Consider the following 20,550-nt stretch of genomic DNA (forward strand, 5'->3'; position numbering starts at 1 on the left):
AGTTACATCACAATAATAAAGGAAAAACGTACCGCTTTGAGCAGAAAACGCATACCGCTAAATCAGAATGGATGTACCGCTAATTTCAGAATAGGCGTACCGTTCGGGCAGAATTTGCACCGGAAAAGACCCGGGAAAGTGTAAATTTACTTACTCCCATATCTCTTGCCATCTTTTCCAGGGACATTTCTTCTTTAAAATGTTTTGCAATATAGGAGACAGTCTGATAAATGATATCATTGCTCTCCACACTGCTCTTTTCCTGTAAGTTAAATGCCGGGATACTTCTGGCCAAAAGGATCTGCACATAAGCCTGTTCCACAACAAGGTTAGGATTTTGCTCCTTTTTATCGAGCTTCAGACACCGAATTGCATTTACAATATCCCGGTGGACCTGCGGCTTTTTAATCACAGGATTTTTCGGACAGTATTTCTGCATAACAGAAGCAAATTGTCCGCAAAGTATGGGCTGCGCCCACAGATAGCATGCCTTATTATTCTCTCCTGAAAAGACCTGGCAGTGATGGATCACTTCCGGAAAAAGGACTGCAAAATCACCTTCCTCCATGTGAAAGAGTTCCTGGCCCATTCCAAGCTCCAAGCATCCTTCTGTAAGATAGATGAATTCAACTGAATTGTGCAGATGAGGGGATTCATGTCTGGCAATGCGGGAATGTAAATGCAGGTTTTCTTTTTTCTCTTCATAAACCGGAAACATAATTTCTCTCCTCTGCAAATTTTGTCTGTTTTTTCTTTTCATTTGGCACGTAATCCGCTTTCAGGTGATCTATAATGCACTTGTAAGTTAAGCAAAGAGGTGAACGAAATGAAAAATTTAAAAGCTTATATCTTATATGTGATGAATTTCTATGCAAACTATTATAAAGTTTGCCGCTAATGCCAGAAGAGAATTCCGGTATTCGGCCGGATTTTCTTCTGCATAAACTATCACATCCGCTTTTTATTAGTATAACCAACTGATGAACCCCTGTACATGAACAGGATTCTTTAAAATATAGACAAAATGATACAAAAAAAGATATGCTGCAAAAAATGACTGTATTTCCTGCCTCATATCTTTCCTTAATCCAATGACAGACAGCCCGAAAATATCGGGCTGTCTGCTTTTTAGATGGTATCAATCAGATCACTTCCACTAATAATCTGGCTCCAGCGGTTTTCACGTTTGTCCGCATTTTTCTCAAAGTATGGAAGTTTTCCATCATCTTCTTTAATTTCTTATAGTAGGCACCAGTGTCAACGCCGCTCTTCACCACCTCCTGCCTCTGTTCTTCGAGCCCTCACTTTCGTAACAGTATCGGGAACAGCATCAAATATTTCTTGAAGATGAGTGCCGGATACAACAAGATTTTCATCGCCATTGCCCGTACTTGATACAAAAAACACAGGGACAGAAATTAGGCTTGGATTATAATCCCACTGCAAAGCCTGTGCCATCGTCATATTCGTTGGACTTGCAGAGAAAATCGCCTTAATCATATATCCATGCTTATTCTCTGTTGCCGCATTGATAACACCTACACCGCCTTGAGAGTGTCCAGAAACACCAATGTTATCAATGTTAACACGACCATAAAATGGATTCCTCTTGCATCCATCAACATAAGGATGATCTTGCTTCCAGTAGGCTTTTTAAGTGATTAATGATCATACTGATCTAACAGCATCAAAGCATTTGTATATAAGCTAATAGCTTTCAACACCTCTGCTTCATCTACTTCCAAAGTGCATGCAAGCATTTTTGTTTGGATATTTATTGTTCGTTGTAAAGCTTCTAATCTTTTTTCATTGATTGCATACCCCTGTATGATATACTGTTTTAGAACACTATTAGCCCATTTTCTAAATTCTACTCCTCGATTAGATTTCACTCTATAGCCTATAGAAATAATCATATCTAAATTATAATGTTCTACTTGATACATTTTTCCATCTGAAGCAGTTGTCGCAAAATTTGCGACAACTGAAGTTGGCATTGTTAATTTTCTGGCGTATAAGCTAAATGAGCTGCCGCACACGTACATTTTAGCGCGACAGCCTATTTTACTATTTCCAATATTACAGCTAACAATACATCCCAATTATTCTGCCAATTTCAATAATATTGGCTTTTTCTTGAAAATGAAACTCAGCCTTTTTTCCATCAGCGAAAAAAAGAAGCAACGATGAATCCGGAATTACCTCCGCAAAACCGGCAGTTTTTATTCCATAGTATTGCACTTTTCTGTAAGGTAATGAAAAAATGTCCTGCTGCACACCTGTAATCCCATTAACTTCGACGGTAATAATACGTTTATTGGTAAAAATTACTTGATCTCTAACTACAGCAAAAGGGGCAACAACATTTTCTCCACTATGTAATAAATTCAAAATATTTTTATTTACCATTTTTAATGGCAAACCATGTAAATTAATAACACCTTTCTTAGTAAAATCCAGCATAATATCCCCCTATTCTATACAATAATCTCTCGGAATCTTTCACTGGCATGATCAATTAGAATTCCGAGAGCTCATTACATTTTTTAATTATATATGTTAACTTTGTAACTTATGTATTCCCCAAATGACAAACGCAATTATTAAAAAAGCTATTATCATATAAATTATGCTTTCCGTTACTCCGTATTTAATGATATAAAAAGTGAAATAAATCACATATGTTGCCCCAACTCCCAACAAATGTGATACTTTGAAATCAATACAAATCATTGCACACCATATTAGAAATCCTATAAGACCATTGATACCTGTTCCTCCCATGCTTTTAGGCCCTGATATATAGAGAACACCCAGGGTAATTAATAAAAAATCAAACCCACATCTTAATACATATCCTATTTTACCAAACATATTGCTTCCTCACAATCATTCTATTGGAACACACTTGTAATCATTTTTATCATTATCCACAGCCCAAATAATACAGCCGCACCTTCTGCCAAAACCACTAATAATGTATTTACTCCTGTTCCAGAATTACCATTTTCTATTCTTTCCTGCATTGCATTATCATTGTTTTTTATTTCATTTATTGCAGATGTCGAAATTTTTTCGGACGAAGAATCATTCAATGCTGCCATTTGTGCTATTACTAAATCTAATTTCTCATTTTTTTCCAATTCTTCGTCCCAATTAATTGTAGTTTGTGGAACACGCTTTATACTTTTTAATATATTCTGAAAATCTTCTGCTGATAATTCTTCAAAATCACCATTGGCGTAAACCTGATAATAGAAATAACAAGCTGGAGGATATTGTGTATGAAAAGCAGTGCTATATATAACACATGTATCAGAGATCTTGTATAATGTCACCTCTGTGCATTCAGCTTCAGTATGGTTCTCATCCTTTTCTGCTTTTTTTAATTTGTCACAAAATGTTTTGGCAATGTTATATAATAATGGATTTCCAGTTATTTCTTCCGCATTTTTATAAGCAAGAAGTTCACTATTTTCCGGGAAATAATTAGTTGCTTTATTAAACAAATCGCACACATACTCAAGATTGTTATTTGCTGTCAATTCTTCATATGCAGTCTGAATAACAGCATTAATGTATTCATTTTTTATATCTGCAATTTGGCCGCTAGCTTTAGAATAATTGGTATCTTCCTTTATTACTTTTTGATATTCATCCATAGCATATATATATTCCGCAGAAGCTTCATATTCTTTTCCTAATATAAATCCTTCTTTTGAAGCAATATATAACTCTTTCTTTTCTTTATAAGAAGAAAAAATTTGTAGCTCACCTTCTGTTAAATTCTGTCGTTCTAATATTGAAAACTTTGAATCTAATTCCCTCTCATTGATTTTATCATTATTATATTCAGAGAGCGTAGAATTTAAATAAAAAGCAATATTTTGATCTACAAGCTTAGTACCGCCTGGTATTCTACATAGAAAACTAACTTTATCAATTCCCTCTTCAACGTGTAATTTATTCTGTATATAGACTGAGGCTCCAAATACAAAAAGAACCAAAATACCAAGAACAGCAAGAATAAAAGAAATAATCTTAACAACTCTTTTTTTTCTTTTCTGATCTTGTTTTTCCGTTTCATGGTATTTATTTACTTTTTTTAATCTTTCTTCTTCTTTTTTTCTAACTTCATTAATATCCATAAAATCCTCTGATCATGTCTCGCTTTTTTTATGCAAATTTGCAAATTTACACATACAAATACGGCATAGTATGGCAAAGATACACTCCGAAGCCTATCCCTGTCATACTATACTTACTTCTAATATGAATTTCCTAATAGAGAATCAAAATTAATTGCTTTTGCTGTTGGCTCATTTAATTCACATCTATATTTTTTAAATGCAAATTTTTTATTAGTATTTTTTATGGTTCCAAAAAATTTTATACCGCTTCCACCTTTGGGAGGCTTTTTTCCATAATAATCTTCAAATATCCTAACATTATCACCTGAAACAAACACGTAGTTGGAAGCTTCTCGTACTTCAAAGCGAACTGCGGTTGTCGAAAAAATCAATGTCAAAATATTGTAGTCCGTACCGTTAGATAAATACTCTGAAAACCAATTAGGAAGTCTTTCCATATTTTCAATTCCTGTAAGAAATACTACAGATGGCTCAAATATTTTATAACTTGGACATTTTTTTAGCGACTTATATCTATAATACCTTTGTAAGTCAATTCTTATATCTTCTTCATGTTTTCCAAGAAAACTCAAATCATAATTAATAAATTCTAGCACATTAGAGTCATCATCTTTAAGCCGATTTAGCCCTGCGTCAAAAAATCTTTTTATAAATTCTTTTTTTATTTCATCATCTTCGCATTCTTCAATTTCACCTAAGTACCCCATAAGTTGATGAATTACATAATCTCGAGCATTTTTCACCTGTCGTAGTATTTCTAACGTATTTTTTCTATCTGTAAATCTATCCCATAGCATATTAAGTTCTTCGGCTCTGTAATGAACATACTCCTCTTCAAATTGCTTAATATAATTTTCTTTTTCCGCTTCATTTGCAAAAGCATTATCATAACCAAAATCTCGCATACGCTCTTCTACTGGATAAAAAGTGGATACAAGTGGATTTAAATCATAAAATTCTGGTTCATTTAATGGCAAATTTATATCATTAATAGTGTGATTCGCTGCATCCATCGTTCTAAGATTCATTGCAATCAATTTTTGAAAATATGCAAGATCTTCATTGTTTGGAGAAACACAAAGGATACATCTGTTCTTAGCATAATCGATGTAAATATTTTCTATGTCAAAATTTTCATTGGTGTATGTTGTCTTTCTTCCGAGTACCAGGCTCATAAAGTTTCTTCGTTTATCTTCTGAAAATTCTTCGCCTTCAAACATTCTGACTTTTTTAATAGCAGGATTTTCTAATAACTTTTGCAAATCTTCTATTTGCCATTGTTTATCTTCATCATAAAATTTTTGAGCCAATTCATAAATATAATTTGTTTGCTTTGCATAACCACAAAATAATTTTAACATTCTATAAAAATATTCTTCATCGTGAGGCTCATCCTCGGGATCAACTCCAAGTGGAACAGTATACAATTCGTTGTCTTCAACAAGCTTCGATTTTGCATTCAAAATGACTTGTCCGCGTCTAATATTTTCCGCCGCCGGGTTTCCCAAAATATCACTTGAAATAGAAGCACTGCAATGTAATGCAAAATGAACTTTAAAGTTTGCCAACTGCTGACTATTTAATGCTCCACTAAGTTCCTGGCTACAGAACATTAAATGCACACCTTGTGAACGTCCCGTCTTTATAATACTTGTTAATAAATCATTTATCGCATCTTTCTGAAATGAATCAGTATCCAGATACATCTGCTGAAATTCATCCACAATAAATAAAATGCGCGGTAGTGCAACTTCCAGATTATAGTTCTCTCTATAATATTTTCTAAGATCTTCTATTTTTTGAAATCCTAATCTTGAAAACATCCTTCCTCTATCATCATTTTTATTTTTTATGTACTGAATTAAAGATTGAACATAATCAATTTCACTTGTAGCTGCACATGCCCTGACATGTGGAGCCTTATATTTATTCATATATCTACTAAATTCAACTTTTTTGAAATCTGCTAAATATAATTCCAATTCCCACGGCGGATATTCAGCCATCAAATTTAATATCATACTATTTAGAAATACAGATTTACCAGATCCAGTCTGACCAGCTACTATAGCATGCGATTTTTCGCCTTCCATTAATAAAGGTTTGGGGACTCTATTACTTCCTTCCTGCTTACCTGGTCGCAAATTTATTCCTCTGTCCGTTGTATTATACCAAGTAAAATCATCAGGCATTTTATCTAACGAGATAAACGGTTGCTTTTCAACAAATGCTTTAAATACTTTCTTATTTTTTTCCACATCATCTGGATGCATATTTGTATCTTTTATAATGTCCGTTAAATCCGAAACAATATATGCTTTTTTTCCTTTTCCATATTCAATCCAGCGCTCATTTTCTTTTGCATGTGGATCTCTTTGGAGCGTTCTTTTCCAATTATTTCTGAAAGCATTATGATAACTGATTGAGCTTTGAAATTGATCTAAATTAAAAAGAGACTCATTATTTTCCATTCTACCACCTCATTCTTCATTTCTTTTTTTTCCTTGCATTCTGAAAAATATCTCGTGTATCCTTAATATCAGAAAAAATATTTTCTCCCTTCTTTATTGCTCTATCAATATTATCCTTCCTCTTTTCTTTAAAAGTATCTGCTATTGTTGTTATATCAGCGCGAGCTGCCTCATATACTGTTTCTACATTATTAAATGTACTAACAACCATAGATATCATATTCGCATAAATTGCATTCTCCTCAGAATAACCTTCAAATCGAGTCTTCCATTGTCCCTTTAAAGCGCTCAGTGATTTAAGCCATGAATCTACAAATGCTTGATCCTCACGCATTACTTCTTCATTTACTTGTATAGCTTTATTTATAGCTATTTCTGAGATATTTGTAAAATACGAATCAACCTGTTCTTTCAAACTGTCCTGCAACTTTTCCGCAGCAGCAATAGATTCTTGTGAGCAATCTTCATCCAAATCTTGCAGCAATTTGGAGAAACTCTCATCTGAGCTAGACCATTCCTGTATTGCTTCTTTAATTGCTTTCGGTACATCACTATTATGTAAATTAATAAACGTATTTGCTACATGCTGCAGCTGTTTGTAAGGATGTTCCTTAATACGCTGCTCAAACACTCTAATCATATTCTCACAATTAGACTGTATATTCTGAACAACCATCATATACTGTTTTGCTGCCGCCTGCTGTGCTCCTTCACTTAAATCTGTTCCGCCTGACCATCCTGCCATACTACTTACCATTCCTTTCTCGTTTCCTATTATTTTTTTATTATGTAAATTGTTTTGTTGTAACCTCTTAGACTTTTCTTTCTTGAAAAAATCAAAATCATTACCTACAGCCATCAAAGGATTATTTCCGTTAGGTACTTCATCTCTAAGACCTAACAAAATCTGATTGCGTACAGGCTCATCAATAACATGCTTCAATTGCCTAATTTCTGACAATGTTTTACCAGAATAATATAAGGTACTTTCATCTGCATATCTTCGTGCATCAACCTCCAACGCATTTGCAAGATATTCTAAAAATCCTTCTTCAGTACGTTGCCTTTCCTCATCTGGATAAATGTCTTCTTCATATGCAAAATATTGTTTTACTATTGTATTGATGTGTGGAAACCGCTCCGGATTATCCAACATACGATACTGGTACGAATGCCGTAGTTCATGAGTTGCAGTATCAATCACTTCTAAAAGATTATTATGCTTAATAGCACCATCTGTACTAGAATTAATTACCATCTCTTTTGCATCATGATCATAAAACCCTAGGCTCTCCTCTTTCTCATCCAATTTCTCAAAAATAATTTTTGGATTAGGAATTCCCATTTTTACAGCTTCCATTTCAACAATATGGCGTATTAAGATTTGTTGATCCTTACAAAAATTTGCTTTTGTTTTCCATATTTCAGAATCTGTTATTCCTGGTATATCATCCATTCCTTCATATCGTTTTGTATACCTTGACCTTTCGATACCTTGTTCTCTTGACTTTATAGATCCTGTTTCCGTTGTTTCAACGTTCTCATCAGCCTTTGCCTGCTCTCTTAAATGATCTATAAAAGCCTGTCTCTTTTCTTTTGCCGAAGTGATTTTAGATTCTTTTGCCAGATCCCGAATAGGTTCCTCTTTTTCATCATCATCTGAACCATTATTTTTTTTGCGCATTAATTCTTTTATTCGATCATATAATCCATTATGACTTTTTTCTTTCATTTCTGCTACTTACTATACCCCTATACATTCATAATTTACACCAAACAGGGCACAAAGATTCTTATTTCAGCTTCTTTGTGCCCTGCATATTTTTATGCCTCAGAAATTTTCAACAGATCCTGTCTTTCCTTACCGATATTCTCAATATTCCATATTAATTTATCACGTAAGTTTTTGATCCATGAAATATCGTCACTCAATTCAGGATGATTCCAATTATCAGAATCAACAAGGAAAATAGGAACAATTCCACTTCGAGCACATCCTGTAAAACATTTTCTTAATTCTTCTGTTATTACTGACTTTCCTGCACTCTTCTGGTGTGAAGAGGGAATAATAAATATAACAAAACTATATTTAACTGGCTTTTCCCACAATCCCACCTCACCTTCTACTGGTCTATCCGGATTTTCAAAAATATCATCCTGATCAACCAACATGATTGCTTTATTAAGCGCGTCAATATTACCGATATCTCCAAGCTGATCAGCAATTTCAAGTTCCTTTGCCTGCGAATAAATTGATTGCCCTCTAGATATCAATGCTCTCTCTTTTTCATTAAACCGTTCCTCCAAAGAATGAATTCCTTGACTATCATCAATTACATCTATAAAGCCGTTGAATCTTACAGTTTTTAATACACTATTTCCGGAAAATGTATCTACAACAACAGCTTTATCTATAATACTCTGAGCAGTTGTTCTTCTAATGCTTACACATACCCACTCAATAAAATGACTAAGCTCTTCGCTAAGATTATCTCCTTGCAAAGAACTACTATCATAAATTCCTACTATAGGTATACACTTTAATGATAGTTTACTTACGATTGCCATGCCATTTTCATCTAACTGAGGACTGATAAAATAAATTGAGTCTGAAAGTTTTGCTTCAGTTTTGTATACAGACTTGGTACAATCGATATTCTTAAATGACCTGATTCTAACGAGTCGATCTGTTTCTTTTATTAAATACTCTTTGTCAATCTGCGATTGCTCTATTGTTTTTTCTTCGCAATCTATCTTTTTTCTTAAAAAAACTGATATTATAGAAAGAGCCTTTTCCGTAAAATTTTCAACAACTGGAAGTATTTTATCCCGATCGTAAATAGCAATACCTGTAAGTACTTCACCTGTACTTGTCCTTACAAGTTGACATATTCTCAATGCGTCATCTTCAACTGCTTTATTTAAAGCATTCATTTTTTGTTTAACATTTTGAATACGCGTTGCCTCTTTTTTTTCAAGGTTTTTTCTAATTCTCTCTTTTTCTTCATCATTGGTCTTTCTTCGCAGTTTTTCTTTGACTCGTTCACTATCACGCTCCTTTTCAAGTGTTTTTAATTCAATTTTACATTTATTCTCAATTTCAACATAACCAGAATCTTTCTCTATATTGCTTAAAGAGGACTCTATACTCTGTAATCTACCACTCAAGCTTTTAGTGCAAGCATATTCCATTGCTAAATCAATATTAAACAGATTTATAAAAGTTGATTTATTGGTCTCAAAATATTGGTCATACGCTTCCAAATCCTTTAGAACTTTATTATCTTTTGGTTTATAAAACAAGCCTATTAAGGGCGTATTACTGATTAGCACATTTACAATAAAAAGAACAATCGCTATCAATATAATTTGAATAATCCATATGAGAATACCATGTATTACCCCGCCAGCTCCCATTAAACTACTTGTTTCGATTGTTGGATGCATATCTGTGTATATTTTCCAGCCAAAATAGAGACCTCCAATAACACCTATTATTCCACCTAATATTTCCATTTCAAAGTAGGTAAATAAAGAGTACACAACACCAAAAATAAGAACCCCGCCAAGCAATCCTAAAATAATGTTAACTAAAAACTGCAATACTGACTGAGTAGTTCCTGCAATGGCACTTGCTGATAAAAACGATTCAAATGGTGCGAAATAAATGAATGCCACAACAAAAACTATTCCAAGAAAAATCAAAAATGGAATTGTTGATCCTGTTGTATTACCTGCTTTTACATCGTTCGCTGTTATTTTATTTTTTCTTGCATATATATCAGTTCCGCCTAAATTCATTACCTCATTTAGTAGTTTTTCTTCTGGTAAGACACTTGTTGAAAGATTTGGCTTTTCTGTTTGAATAATACTCATTATCTTTTGTGAGATTGGAGAATTTTTTATCTCAGAACTAAATGTCAAATAATCTGTAATTTCCTTTCTCTTACCAGATAAGACGGTATCACTTCCTGGACAAATTTCTTCTTTTCTCCTATTTACGTAACCAGCTTTATCATGTGCAAAATTTTCAAGTTCTTTTCTATATTTATCTCTTTCTGGTTCGAGTTTCGAATGCCTTTGTTTTACATATATATCTTTCTGTTTTTGATATTTATCTATTATATTTTTTCTTTGAGATTCATATGTGTTGCTATCTGTATATCTTCCGTGGAAATCTGTAATGCCACGTATTTGTCGGTTATATTCATCTTCTACAGACCTGCTCTGAACTTCTTTTATATAGCTTTTTCTATAATCATCTCTTGTTTCACTAGATTTTTTTAACCTGTCACTAAGCAAGCCTGCATCTCCAAATGCTTTTTGAGCTTTTTCTGTTTCTGAATGAGCTACTTTTATTCCTTCTAACGAATGCTGGTAACGATCATATGTGCTTATATACTCCTCATAATCATCAGAAGGACATTTCCAGTCTTCCAGCCATTTAGGTACTCCAGATTCTGCTATTCCAGTTTGCATACCACTCTTCCTTTCCACATTACATATCATTATTTTCAGTATGTTTATGAAAAATTTTTCACATCCTACCCTATTATATATCGTTTTGTTGAATTAAGTCAACAGTACGCGCTTATTTTTATCGTCTATTGTGGATATAATTAAACAGCAGAAGAGGAGGAGAATTCTTTTATGTTTGATAACGAACTGTGTTTACAAGAAATCGGGAAAAGAATCATGGAACGACGAAAAAAACTTGGACTTACACAAGAAGCTCTTGCTGAAAAAGGGGATGTTACAACTCAGTTTGTCTCTTACGCTGAATCAGGCAAACGAGCAATGCGCCCGGAAAACCTTCTAAAAATCTCATCCGCACTAAATGTAAGTGCCGATTATCTGCTTACAGGGGAAATCATTGATAAAGACTTGTTAATTCTCTCCGGCAAGCTCCAAAAGCTTACACCGGCTCAAGTACGAACTGTTGAAAGTATTATTGATGAATGTATTACGCTTTTTGGTTCAGAGAAATAATGAACTTTTTCCTTTTCCACTTAAATATCAAACACAGAAAGTTGTTCGTTTTTTCTGAAATATTATGGTAAGCGATGAAAAACCGGGAGGTTATTCATTGCTTACGTATGATACGGCTTTAGCCTGTTCAAAATGTCTACGCATCGTGTAGACACTTTGAACTACAATCCATCTGCTTTGCGGGTGGTGTACACTTGTTATACGCAAAAATCACCTTTCCGCACTATAATAGAGGTGTTCTGCACTATTATTATAGTACGGAAAGGTGATTTTATGGCAAAGAAAACGAATGATCTATTACACAAAAAAACCAGGAACTGTCTTCAGTTTGAAATACAGATGTTCTTTTGGCTGTTCCCTTCCTTCTTCCATAAAGTCATTTGAAAACATATCAAAGCTGCTTAAAAAACAGACCATTTATACCGTGAAGCCTTTTGACTACGGATAACTAATACACTGGATATTTCCCCACTGGAATGAAATCAGGATGCGTCCACCCGACTTCATTTTCTTTTCTAATAGCAACATATGCTTCGAACTCGTTATGACACATGCCACATTTCACTTTACGAGTAACTGTCAGTCCTGGAGGAGACATCAGCGATATTATCGGATGTTCACCTGCATGCTGTGCTGTATGCTTGTCTAATACCTGCTGTTCCTCATCTGTTAGACGGATTGTCCAATATTCATGTTCCTCACCACAATGAGGACATGACGGATTAATTTTATATAGTCTTCCCATTATAGGTTCCCTTTCAAATGTTTTAATATTTCTATATCGCTTTTTAGAATAACGGAATCATTTTTTTCCGCATATTCTCTTTCTCTATTATTTTATATACCTTTATACGGCGGTAGGGGGCGATATAACTTTCCAATATAGAGAATGCAGTTTGACATAATAAATATTAAAAGAATACTTTTTATACGATACTACTTGCATAATATAACAAAATGATTTAATATACAATATGAAATATATTATATTTAAAAAGAATATGTTAAAGCACAGTTTATGTCCAATAAAATATTGAATGGAATATAAAATGGGTGATGTAAGTATTATTGCAAGACGACTTGCTGATGGTCATGTTCAATACGGCTGGAGCGGAAATGGAGGGTATTTTAGCATGGTGGGAATTAGACTGCTATTATGGTATCAAGAGCCTGAAAATGTAGAATATCTATTTTCACTTGGGCAGACCTCATTAATCGGAAAGATTGGAAGTGAAAAAGGCGGTTCTAATTGGTATGAAACTCATTGCCCTACAGGAGAGCCATTCTGGCTAGATAATACGGAAAGAATGATTTTTAGTAGAATTATGTTTATTGATTATGGCTATTTTTATGATTTAGACCATAAATGGTATTATACTATTCCCGGACCGTTTAGAATTAAAATTCCATTGGAGCTGATTGAAAATAATCTTGATGAAAGAGATTATGAATTTAAGTATGAATGCGAAGTAGAGGCGAGGATTGCCAGATTTATTTTAAATGATTATAAAAAGACAGATCCGATTTTTGAAGAGTTTATACATACGAAAGGCTATACTTCGGAAGTAATACTTGCAAATATTAGTGAGAACGATACTCCTTCACTTTATAATCTATATTGTAAATATCGTGATATATATGATTACTTTGATGATTGGATTCTGGTAAAATCCAACGCCAATCATACGGAAATATCGGAAATTGTAGTAAAAAAGAAAATGGATGTACATATAGAAACTTGTAAATGGTAATATAGTAATCAAATACAATTGTTATGAAGGATAGTCTTGCCATCGTGGGGCTGTCGGTTAATACCACATTTCGGCATCACTAGTAGTAATTGAAAGGATCCCTGCAAGGACGAGGCTTGTTAGGCTTCTATCTTGCAAGGAATCCTTTTTTCTATGAAAGATGAACTTTATTTTTGTCCTCAAAAATTCCTTGTTCGGATTTCTACAGCAGCACTTTTGATTAAGCAGCAGATACTGGCATTCTGTCTCCGTCATTTTTACCACCTATGATCAGCTGACCGACAAACTTTGCTCAAAAAATAAAAGGCACCTTTTCTACCGTGATGTCATGTACAGAGAGGGAGCAGAAGGAGAAAAGACACCATAAATATTTTTTTGATATTTCCATGATGTGCGCTACTCCTAGAGCGTGTTTGAAAAATCATTCCCGCAATCTGTACGCCCCACTTTGCGGGAGATTTTGCCCGAATTCAGTTGCCGTAGCCCGCTACGGCGCCCTCATCCGGACAAAATCTCCCACAAATTGTGACGCACATCTTGCAGAAAGCCTTTTTCAAACACGCTCTAGCCCTCTTCTGCCATGGAAATTGCATAGTCAATGCGAACCTCCTTGATCGGATTTAAAAATTCATCTACGTCATAGTATAAATTCTGCAAAATTGGTATCAGATCGATATACTCTTCCATTCCATTAAGGTTTTTGTATTTTGCAGTTACGACCAGGTATCCATGATCCCATTCTTTAATACTTGTATATTTTTCTAATTTCGAAGAAGTTACGAAGCGAATCACTTGATTTCTAAAGATAAAAATCGTATATTGGTGATCACTTTTTAAAACGGCATAATCTTCTTTTTTCTGTACACTCATCCCTCAGGCACCTCCGATTCCTTATGAACATATTATAGTATTGTTCCTTACTGCCGTCATTCAGTTTCTGAGTATATAAAAAACGAACCGAATGCTTTATCCCTTTGGAATCAGAAGGTGCTGGCTGATTATGTCATTGGCACATTACATGAGTGTTATAGGAAATGGGGAACCCAATCATTTCACATATCCAAATTTCACCAATTCCTGTATAAATGCACTCCGTCTTGAATATCGTTTGCGATATTCTGCCATAAATGTACTTTTTTCACCGATAGTTCCATAAGACTCCTTCATAAAGGTAAATGACCAGCCAAGTGATTCTCTTACATTCATGCCCTGGGTCATTACAGTATCAAATTCTTTATTCCAGAAAAGAAGCATAAAATATAATTCATTATCCGTTTTATATAGACCCTGGCAGATTTTTGCTGCCTGTCGTTTGTTGTTTTCCCAATTGGCTCCACAGAAGCGCAGACGAAGGTAATGAACAAGCGACGGATTAGAGCGGAATGCTTCCAGCCAGCAATATTCGCATACTGATTCCTGATTATTTTCACATGCATATTTGGCTGTAAGCAGAGCTATTTCGCTTCGGACTTTTGTGTTTTCGGAAATCCTTTCCAATGCTTCAATACCAATGCTCATCATACGTTGATTTTTATCAGGATCAGAGTTTTGCTCCAAGATCTGCTTATATAACTCAGGACAAGTATTTGCATATTTTCTGGCTGTGTCGAGAATCTGCTGTTCATCCTGAAGCATAGACTGGGCTTCTTTCAAAAGTATTTTTACACCCATGCCGCTGTGGGTCCCCAGGTATTCAATCCAAAGCGGAAGGAACTGCTCAAACTCAGGTAATTCAAAGTATCCAAAAAGATTTCTCTTTTATGCTCTGGTAATGTTCTGGCAATTTCATGGATAACAGCAAGCAACTGGTCCTTTGATAACTGTTTTGCAAGTTCATCTGATTTTCTTAAAAAAGTTGGTAAATTCATTTGTATTCTCCATGTATATTGCTTAAATCAGTATTGGACATAATCATATTTTTTAATTTATCCAGCAGAAAAATATTAAGGGCAGTTTCACTGGCACCAATGGATACACTTCCGTGAGACAATCCGGAGCTGTCTGCCAGTTCCTCTTCTGCAATCTGAAACTGCTCCAGACAGTTCATGGCCCGGGTGATATTGGGCTGGCTGTTATTTAAAGCCTGGGCTGCTTTGGTAAAGTTGTGGTACTTTGCTACATAATAGAAAATTTTGTAATACTCGAAATTTACATCCATAATAGGTTTCCTTTTTTTACCATGTACTTTGTTCCCTTATTCACTGTCTATGCAGTCTGCTTTTATAAACAAAGTCAGGCAGTAATCGGAATCTTCCGTGTTTGGGCTGTCCTGGCATACCAGCAGGTCAGGTGTCTGGGAAATAATGTCCAGTGCACGAACACTGTGTTCATTATAATAACAAAATGTGCTGTCGAATATCTCATAGTCGAACACTTCCTAGTCTTCAACAGATATAACCTTATCTTCAGAAAGGAACAGGTCAGATTCCACATTCAGAACGTAGCCCTTGTCCGAAGCTTCTCCGTCTAAAAAGAAAATGCCTATACAGGTATCATCTCCGTAAGCATAGTAAAGGATGGTATCCTCAGATTTAAAAACCGAAAAGCTGGTGATTTCACCTGTATCTGCATCTGTCTCAAAGGTTCCATCCGGATGAATGCACAAATCCGTATTCTCCTCACGTTGAGACATGGTTACATGGCAGTCTCCATTGGAATCAAAGCTTGCTTCATATGAGAATTCTGCTTCTGCAAGCAGCCAATGACCTTTTAGATCGCTGCCTGTAAGCGTTATGTCATTCCCGGCGAAAAGAGTTGCAGGAGTAAAGCAGATTGTAAGGATTGCAGCTGCTGGTATCAAAACTTTTTTTAACATGGAAAAACCTCCTGTAGCTGATATAATAGATTATAAAGCTATTATATCAGCCACAGGAGGGAATGAAAAGAGGCATGGTTGCAAAACTTTCCCAAAACCTGTTCACACAGCATGAACATTACCCTCTCGAATTGTGTGGATTAATAAATTTTTGCACAAAAAAAGCAGACAAAGGGATTCTTCTTAGACCCCATTGTCTGCTTTTCGCACAAAAATCATATTCGGTATTATAACCTGCATTGTTTTTATAATCAAGAAAAAACTATGTTATTTTACTTCAACAAGCTCGATTCTGAAGTTCAGTTCTTTTCCTGCCATTTCATGATTGGCATCAAAGGTAATGGTCTTCTCTTCCTTCGCTGTTACCTTAACCGGGAAAGGCTGTCCAAACTGATTAGACAAGTATACCTGCTGTCCTACAGTAAGATCCTCAGAACCTGGAAGCTGTGCGATTTCAACAGTAAAGATCGCATCCGGGTTAGGCAGCCCATATGCTTCCTCCGGCATCAGATGAACATCTACCACCTGACCTACCTCCATATTTGCAACTGCCGCATCGAAGCCTTTGATCATCTGTCCGGCTCCGCAAATGAATTCTAGCGGTTCCCCGCGGTCATAGGAGGAATCAAATTGAGTTCCGTCGTTAAAGGTTCCTCTGTAATGAGTGCGGCAGGTCTTTCCAACATTCGGTCCGGTGATCACAGGCTTAGAGCCGCATCCGCCGCAGCTGCCACCACAGGAGCCGCCATCTTCGTGGCTTCCACAGGAATGACCCTCCTCGTGATCTCCACAGGAATGGCCTTCCTCATGGTGATGGTGATTACAGTTGGCACCTGTTGATACAAGCTCACCGCGCAGGTAAGCCTCTACAGCCTGATCTGCATCTCCATTTGCTCCGGAGCATACTTCCACGCCAGCCTCTTTAAGAGCTGTCTGTGCTCCGCCGCCAAGACCACCGCAAATCAGCACATCAATGCCCTGCTCTCCAAGAAGTCCGGCAAGAGCGCCATGACCTAATCCATTGGAGCTGATCACTTCACTGGAAATGATCTTGTTATCCGCTACCTCATATACCTTAAAAAACTCTGTTTTTCCAAAATGCTGGAAAATATTTCCATTGTCGTATGTTGCTGCAATTTTCATATGTACAATCCTCCATTAATCATATGAGTTATAGTATAACGTGATAAGAGAATAAAAGCAAGGGGTGTTCTTTTAAGGACCCGGCAAATCCTTTTGGAAATTTTTTAATAAAATAATTAAAAAATCTTTTCTGTTGTTTCATAACGTGTTATACTTACTTTCGAATTGAATGATATGCAAAATAGGATTTTATGCGTTAAGTGTTCGGTGAATGGGGAGTTGTCACTGAAACGAAAAGCACGTCTTACGGTATATTATCCGCACCCGTTGCAAGCACTATAAGAGGATATCTCATATTGTGTCAGACAGTGTTTGGAAATTACGTCCAAACACTCTTTAGGGAATGTTTTCGACATACATTCTATCACAATTGGAGATATCCTTTTTCTTTTTGATATTAAAAGGATAATCTCCACAGCAAAATACAAAGGAGGTTATTTTAATGGTTGACAAACAAAAGGTAGAAGAGGCGATTCGTTTGCTTCTTGAGGGAATTGGCGAGGATATTACACGAGAAGGTCTGATTGATACTCCGGACAGAATCGCACGTATGTGTGAGGAAATCTATGGCGGTCTTGACCAGGAGGCTGACAAGCATTTGTTAAAACAGTTTCCGGTAGAGAACAATGAGATCGTATTGGAAAAAGACATTACTTTTTATTCTATGTGTGAGCATCATCTTATGCCCTTCTATGGGAAGGCACATCTTGCCTATATTCCGGACGGAAAAGTCACCGGCTTAAGCAAGCTGGCGCGCACAGTAGAGGTTTACGCCCGAAGACCACAGATTCAGGAACGGCTTACCGTACAGATCGCAGATGCGCTGGAACGTGCCCTTGCACCTAAGGGAATCATGGTAATGCTGGAGGCAGAGCATACCTGCATGACCATGCGCGGGGTTAAGAAGCCAGGAAGCAAAACCATCACCACTGTAACCAGAGGCGCTTTTAAGGAAGATAAGGAATTACAGAAAATGTTCCTTTCTATGGTTGGAAAATGAGCAGCTTCATATCCGAAACAAACCGTATTAATTTAATCTGGCAGCATCCCCTTTACCAGGAACACTGCCGGAAGATACAGGAGCTTGAAAGAGACCGGATTTTCTGCAGGCATACACCGGAGCATTTTCTGGATGTTGCAAGGCTGATGTATATTTATTCTCTGGAAGAAAAGCTTAATATATCCAGAGACATTATTTATGCTGCTGCTCTTCTTCATGATATTGGACGGGCGCAGCAATACACCTTTGATATTCCCCATGATACTGCAGGAGTAAAAATTGCAGAGGAAATTCTGGCAGAGCTTCCGTTTACTGAGCAGGAAAAAGAAGAAATACTCTCAGCAATCGGTCAGCACAGAACTGAGGCTGACGGTAATGCTCTGTCCCTTCTTTTATACAAGGCCGACAAAAAATCCAGAAATTGCTTTTTATGCGCCCAGGTTTCTGAATGCTACTGGCCTTCTGAGAAAAAAAACATGAAAATTGAATACTGATAGAAAAATAAAATAGGAAGGATGGTTTTTGCTTATGAAAATCGGAAACCGTTTATTTGATACAGAAAATCATACTTACATAATGGGTATCTTAAATGTTACACCTGATTCCTTTTCCGATGGGGGAAAATGGAATCATATAGATGAAGCCTTAAGACATACAGAGAATATGATTGCAGAGGGTGCGGATATTATTGATATTGGCGGCGAATCCACCCGCCCGGGACATACTCCTGTCAGTGCTGATGAAGAAGCCCAGCGTGTTCTGCCTGTTATTGAGGCAGTCAAAAAGCGTTTTGATATTCCCATTTCTGTAGATACCTTTAAAAGCAGTGTTGCAAAAAGTGCTATCCAGGCCGGAGCAGATCTGGTTAATGATATCTGGGGACTAAAGTATGATTCCCAGATGGGGGCGGTAATTGCAGAATCTGATGTGGCATGCTGTCTTATGCATAACAAATCCAACACAGAATATAAGAACTTTCTTATAGACATGCTCTCTGAAACCCAGGAATGTGTCAATCTTGCAAGACAGGCAGGAATCAAGGATGAGAAAATTATCCTTGACCCAGGTGTGGGATTTGGAAAAACATTTGAAATGAATCTGGAAACTATGAAGCATCTGGAGCTTTTCCAGAATCTGGGCTTCCCGGTTCTTCTTGGTACCTCACGCAAATCCATGATCGGACTGGCATTGGATCTGCCTGTAGACCAGCGCGTAGAGGGAACATTAGCAACCAGTGTGATTGGCGTTATGAAGGGCTGTGCTTTTGTCCGTGTCCACGATGTTAAAGAGAATAAGCGCGTGATTCAGATGACAGAAGCCATTTTGGCGCAGAGATAATTCACTGAAAGGAAGTAATGCTATGGAAAAAACCAGATTAGATAAAATAGAAATTAAAGAGCTGGAAGTTTTTGCCAATCATGGTGTGTATCCTGAAGAAAATATTCTGGGACAGAAATTTGTTATTTCTGCCACTCTTTTCACCAGTACCCGTCAGGCTGGCGTAACAGACGATCTGTCTGCCTCCATCAATTATGGAGAGGTCAGTCACATGATTACGGATTTTACCAGAAAGCACACCTTTAAGCTTTTGGAAGCTCTGGCAGAAAATCTGGCAGAGATGCTTCTTTGCACGCTCAAAGGTCTGGAAATGGTTACTTTGAAAATCGAAAAGCCCTGGGCACCTGTAGGCCTTCCGCTGAAAACCGTGTCTGTGGAAATTACCAGGAAATGGCACACTGCATACATTGCATTTGGCTCCAACATGGGAGACAAGAGGCAGTTTATTGATAACGGGATCCGTGGACTTTCTCAAACAAAGGGATGCCGGATTGAGGCTGTATCTGATTATCTTATTACTGAGCCTTATGGAGTCATTGATCAGGATGAATTTTTAAACGGAGCGTTGAAAATGCGCACACTCCTTACACCGGAAGAATTGCTTGAGCGCCTGCATCAGCTGGAGCAGGAAGCAAACCGGGAACGCATTATTCACTGGGGGCCACGGACGCTGGATCTTGATATTCTGTTTTATGACCAGGAGATCATTGACAGTCCAACGCTCCATATTCCACATACTGATTTACAGAACCGCACCTTTGTTCTTATTCCTATGAATCAGATTGCCCCTTACTTGCGGCATCCTGTATTAAATCAGACAATCTCGCAGCTTTTGGATTCTCTTTCCTGAATTATTCCCCAAAAAGCTGTCAAAAAAGCCCCAGATTAAACT

The 20,550-nt window shown here is 36.5% G+C and carries 22 protein-coding genes, 3 pseudogenes and 1 riboswitch; of the genes and pseudogenes, 7 read left to right on the top strand and 18 right to left on the bottom strand.

The annotated features are described in order from the left end of the window. Nucleotides 1-85 precede the first annotated feature (85 nt). The 10 genes from H8S54_RS08185 to H8S54_RS08225 form a co-directional block, all read right to left on the bottom strand. Nucleotides 86-718: an AraC family ligand binding domain-containing protein gene (locus tag H8S54_RS08185; protein WP_186901254.1), complete on the bottom strand. Its 633-nt coding sequence runs from the start codon at nt 716-718 to the stop codon at nt 86-88. Nucleotides 719-1,142: 424 nt separating this feature from the next. After that, nucleotides 1,143-1,274 carry a hypothetical protein gene (locus H8S54_RS18445; protein WP_279288572.1) on the bottom strand — a complete coding sequence of 44 codons (132 nt, stop codon included), beginning with the start codon at nt 1,272-1,274 and terminating at the stop codon, nt 1,143-1,145. Further along, complete coding sequence (locus H8S54_RS08190; protein ID WP_186901255.1) at nt 1,258-1,500, bottom strand: hypothetical protein; 243 nt, start codon at nt 1,498-1,500, stop codon at nt 1,258-1,260. Before H8S54_RS08190 ends, H8S54_RS18445 begins: the two co-directional genes overlap by 17 nt. A gap of 161 nt (nt 1,501-1,661) precedes the next feature. Beyond that, nucleotides 1,662-1,997 (bottom strand): RhuM family protein, encoded by a 336-nt coding sequence (gene rhuM / locus H8S54_RS08195; protein ID WP_243176720.1) that lies wholly within the window; start codon nt 1,995-1,997, stop codon nt 1,662-1,664. A gap of 88 nt (nt 1,998-2,085) precedes the next feature. Further along, entirely contained in the window at nt 2,086-2,463 is a 378-nt protein-coding gene (locus H8S54_RS08200) for a PH domain-containing protein (protein ID WP_186901256.1), read from the bottom strand. 96 nt (nt 2,464-2,559) lie between these two features. Beyond that, nucleotides 2,560-2,874: a hypothetical protein gene (locus H8S54_RS08205; RefSeq protein ID WP_186901257.1), complete on the bottom strand. Its 315-nt coding sequence runs from the start codon at nt 2,872-2,874 to the stop codon at nt 2,560-2,562. 20 nt (nt 2,875-2,894) lie between these two features. Further along, nucleotides 2,895-4,148, bottom strand: a complete 1,254-nt coding sequence (locus tag H8S54_RS08210) for a hypothetical protein (RefSeq protein ID WP_186901258.1) — start codon at nt 4,146-4,148, stop codon at nt 2,895-2,897. Nucleotides 4,149-4,267: 119 nt separating this feature from the next. Next, the gene (locus H8S54_RS08215) at nt 4,268-6,622 is read right to left on the bottom strand and encodes an FtsK/SpoIIIE domain-containing protein (RefSeq protein WP_186901259.1); all 2,355 of its coding nucleotides are present in this window, start codon (nt 6,620-6,622) and stop codon (nt 4,268-4,270) included. Between the two features lie 16 nt (nt 6,623-6,638). After that, complete coding sequence (locus tag H8S54_RS08220) at nt 6,639-8,354, bottom strand: hypothetical protein (protein WP_186901260.1); 1,716 nt, start codon at nt 8,352-8,354, stop codon at nt 6,639-6,641. A 92-nt stretch (nt 8,355-8,446) separates the two neighbouring features. Then, a complete protein-coding gene (locus H8S54_RS08225; protein ID WP_186901261.1) occupies nt 8,447-11,101 on the bottom strand; it encodes a hypothetical protein in 2,655 nt (884 codons plus the stop codon). Between the two features lie 171 nt (nt 11,102-11,272). Here H8S54_RS08225 and H8S54_RS08230 point away from each other — a divergent pair, with 171 nt between their 5' ends. After that, nucleotides 11,273-11,611, top strand: coding sequence for a helix-turn-helix domain-containing protein (locus H8S54_RS08230; protein WP_186901262.1), 339 nt, complete (start codon nt 11,273-11,275; stop codon nt 11,609-11,611). Nucleotides 11,612-12,660: 1,049 nt separating this feature from the next. After that, nucleotides 12,661-13,362 carry a hypothetical protein gene (locus tag H8S54_RS08235; protein WP_186901263.1) on the top strand — a complete coding sequence of 234 codons (702 nt, stop codon included), beginning with the start codon at nt 12,661-12,663 and terminating at the stop codon, nt 13,360-13,362. Between the two features lie 326 nt (nt 13,363-13,688). Here H8S54_RS08235 and H8S54_RS18940 read toward each other — a convergent pair. Beyond that, a pseudogene (locus H8S54_RS18940) lies at nt 13,689-13,898 on the bottom strand (DUF6783 domain-containing protein). Here H8S54_RS18940 and H8S54_RS18945 point away from each other — a divergent pair. Beyond that, nucleotides 13,836-13,976: pseudogene (locus tag H8S54_RS18945) on the top strand (DUF6783 domain-containing protein); the annotation flags it as partial. The pseudogenes H8S54_RS18940 and H8S54_RS18945 overlap by 63 nt on opposite strands. On the opposite strand, the gene H8S54_RS08240 reads toward H8S54_RS18945, so the two are convergent. The 7 genes and pseudogenes from H8S54_RS08240 to H8S54_RS08270 all read right to left on the bottom strand — a co-directional run bounded on the left by H8S54_RS08240 (nt 13,927) and on the right by H8S54_RS08270 (nt 17,320). Next, nucleotides 13,927-14,232, bottom strand: a complete 306-nt coding sequence (locus tag H8S54_RS08240; RefSeq protein ID WP_186901264.1) for a DUF7724 family protein — start codon at nt 14,230-14,232, stop codon at nt 13,927-13,929. The pseudogene H8S54_RS18945 and the gene H8S54_RS08240 overlap by 50 nt on opposite strands. Before the next feature lie 177 nt (nt 14,233-14,409). Further along, a complete protein-coding gene (locus H8S54_RS08245; RefSeq protein WP_186901265.1) occupies nt 14,410-15,033 on the bottom strand; it encodes a hypothetical protein in 624 nt (207 codons plus the stop codon). Then, nucleotides 15,024-15,230, bottom strand: coding sequence for a hypothetical protein (locus tag H8S54_RS08250; protein WP_186901266.1), 207 nt, complete (start codon nt 15,228-15,230; stop codon nt 15,024-15,026). The genes H8S54_RS08245 and H8S54_RS08250 overlap by 10 nt, the downstream gene beginning before the upstream one ends. Before the next feature lie 35 nt (nt 15,231-15,265). Next, nucleotides 15,266-15,520 (bottom strand): annotated as a pseudogene (locus H8S54_RS08255) (LysR family transcriptional regulator); the annotation flags it as partial. Nucleotides 15,521-15,556: 36 nt separating this feature from the next. Beyond that, nucleotides 15,557-15,736 carry a hypothetical protein gene (locus H8S54_RS08260; RefSeq protein ID WP_186901267.1) on the bottom strand — a complete coding sequence of 60 codons (180 nt, stop codon included), beginning with the start codon at nt 15,734-15,736 and terminating at the stop codon, nt 15,557-15,559. Nucleotides 15,737-15,739: 3 nt separating this feature from the next. Further along, nucleotides 15,740-16,177: a hypothetical protein gene (locus tag H8S54_RS08265; protein WP_186901268.1), complete on the bottom strand. Its 438-nt coding sequence runs from the start codon at nt 16,175-16,177 to the stop codon at nt 15,740-15,742. Between the two features lie 267 nt (nt 16,178-16,444). Then, on the bottom strand, nt 16,445-17,320 hold the full coding sequence (locus H8S54_RS08270; RefSeq protein ID WP_186901269.1) for an FKBP-type peptidyl-prolyl cis-trans isomerase: 876 nt from the start codon (nt 17,318-17,320) through the stop codon (nt 16,445-16,447). A gap of 175 nt (nt 17,321-17,495) precedes the next feature. Further along, nucleotides 17,496-17,592, top strand: a riboswitch (THF riboswitch). Nucleotides 17,593-17,762: 170 nt separating this feature from the next. Here H8S54_RS08270 and folE point away from each other — a divergent pair. From folE to folK, 4 genes are read left to right on the top strand one after another with little or no spacing between them, the layout of a single operon-like run. Further along, on the top strand, nt 17,763-18,320 hold the full coding sequence (gene folE, locus H8S54_RS08275; RefSeq protein WP_186901270.1) for a GTP cyclohydrolase I FolE: 558 nt from the start codon (nt 17,763-17,765) through the stop codon (nt 18,318-18,320). Continuing rightward, nucleotides 18,317-18,814 carry an HD domain-containing protein gene (locus H8S54_RS08280; protein ID WP_186901271.1) on the top strand — a complete coding sequence of 166 codons (498 nt, stop codon included), beginning with the start codon at nt 18,317-18,319 and terminating at the stop codon, nt 18,812-18,814. Before folE ends, H8S54_RS08280 begins: the two co-directional genes overlap by 4 nt. 34 nt (nt 18,815-18,848) lie before the next feature. Further along, nucleotides 18,849-19,658, top strand: a complete 810-nt coding sequence (gene folP / locus H8S54_RS08285) for a dihydropteroate synthase (RefSeq protein WP_186901272.1) — start codon at nt 18,849-18,851, stop codon at nt 19,656-19,658. Nucleotides 19,659-19,680: 22 nt separating this feature from the next. Continuing rightward, nucleotides 19,681-20,508: a 2-amino-4-hydroxy-6-hydroxymethyldihydropteridine diphosphokinase gene (gene folK / locus H8S54_RS08290; protein WP_186901273.1), complete on the top strand. Its 828-nt coding sequence runs from the start codon at nt 19,681-19,683 to the stop codon at nt 20,506-20,508. Nucleotides 20,509-20,550 lie beyond the last annotated feature (42 nt).

The sequence above is a fragment of the Blautia segnis genome, assembly GCF_014287535.1.
In the GTDB taxonomy this organism is placed as follows: domain Bacteria; phylum Bacillota; class Clostridia; order Lachnospirales; family Lachnospiraceae; genus Blautia_A; species Blautia_A acetigignens.

Bases quoted from the DNA above. Each gene is read 5' to 3' on its own strand.
- H8S54_RS08185 (WP_186901254.1), bottom strand. From the start codon at position 718: ATGTTTCCGGTTTATGAAGAGAAAAAAGAAAACCTGCATTTACATTCC.
- H8S54_RS08190 (WP_186901255.1), bottom strand. From the start codon at position 1,500: ATGATTAAGGCGATTTTCTCTGCAAGTCCAACGAATATGACGATGGCA.
- rhuM (WP_243176720.1), bottom strand. From the start codon at position 1,997: ATGCCAACTTCAGTTGTCGCAAATTTTGCGACAACTGCTTCAGATGGA.
- H8S54_RS08200 (WP_186901256.1), bottom strand. From the start codon at position 2,463: ATGCTGGATTTTACTAAGAAAGGTGTTATTAATTTACATGGTTTGCCA.
- H8S54_RS08205 (WP_186901257.1), bottom strand. From the start codon at position 2,874: ATGTTTGGTAAAATAGGATATGTATTAAGATGTGGGTTTGATTTTTTA.
- H8S54_RS08210 (WP_186901258.1), bottom strand. From the start codon at position 4,148: ATGGATATTAATGAAGTTAGAAAAAAAGAAGAAGAAAGATTAAAAAAA.
- H8S54_RS08215 (WP_186901259.1), bottom strand. From the start codon at position 6,622: ATGGAAAATAATGAGTCTCTTTTTAATTTAGATCAATTTCAAAGCTCA.
- H8S54_RS08220 (WP_186901260.1), bottom strand. From the start codon at position 8,354: ATGAAAGAAAAAAGTCATAATGGATTATATGATCGAATAAAAGAATTA.
- H8S54_RS08225 (WP_186901261.1), bottom strand. From the start codon at position 11,101: ATGCAAACTGGAATAGCAGAATCTGGAGTACCTAAATGGCTGGAAGAC.
- H8S54_RS08230 (WP_186901262.1), top strand. From the start codon at position 11,273: ATGTTTGATAACGAACTGTGTTTACAAGAAATCGGGAAAAGAATCATG.
- H8S54_RS08235 (WP_186901263.1), top strand. From the start codon at position 12,661: ATGGGTGATGTAAGTATTATTGCAAGACGACTTGCTGATGGTCATGTT.
- H8S54_RS08240 (WP_186901264.1), bottom strand. From the start codon at position 14,232: ATGAGTGTACAGAAAAAAGAAGATTATGCCGTTTTAAAAAGTGATCAC.
- H8S54_RS08245 (WP_186901265.1), bottom strand. From the start codon at position 15,033: ATGGGTGTAAAAATACTTTTGAAAGAAGCCCAGTCTATGCTTCAGGAT.
- H8S54_RS08250 (WP_186901266.1), bottom strand. From the start codon at position 15,230: ATGAATTTACCAACTTTTTTAAGAAAATCAGATGAACTTGCAAAACAG.
- H8S54_RS08265 (WP_186901268.1), bottom strand. From the start codon at position 16,177: ATGTTAAAAAAAGTTTTGATACCAGCAGCTGCAATCCTTACAATCTGC.
- H8S54_RS08270 (WP_186901269.1), bottom strand. From the start codon at position 17,320: ATGAAAATTGCAGCAACATACGACAATGGAAATATTTTCCAGCATTTT.
- folE (WP_186901270.1), top strand. From the start codon at position 17,763: ATGGTTGACAAACAAAAGGTAGAAGAGGCGATTCGTTTGCTTCTTGAG.
- H8S54_RS08280 (WP_186901271.1), top strand. From the start codon at position 18,317: ATGAGCAGCTTCATATCCGAAACAAACCGTATTAATTTAATCTGGCAG.
- folP (WP_186901272.1), top strand. From the start codon at position 18,849: ATGAAAATCGGAAACCGTTTATTTGATACAGAAAATCATACTTACATA.
- folK (WP_186901273.1), top strand. From the start codon at position 19,681: ATGGAAAAAACCAGATTAGATAAAATAGAAATTAAAGAGCTGGAAGTT.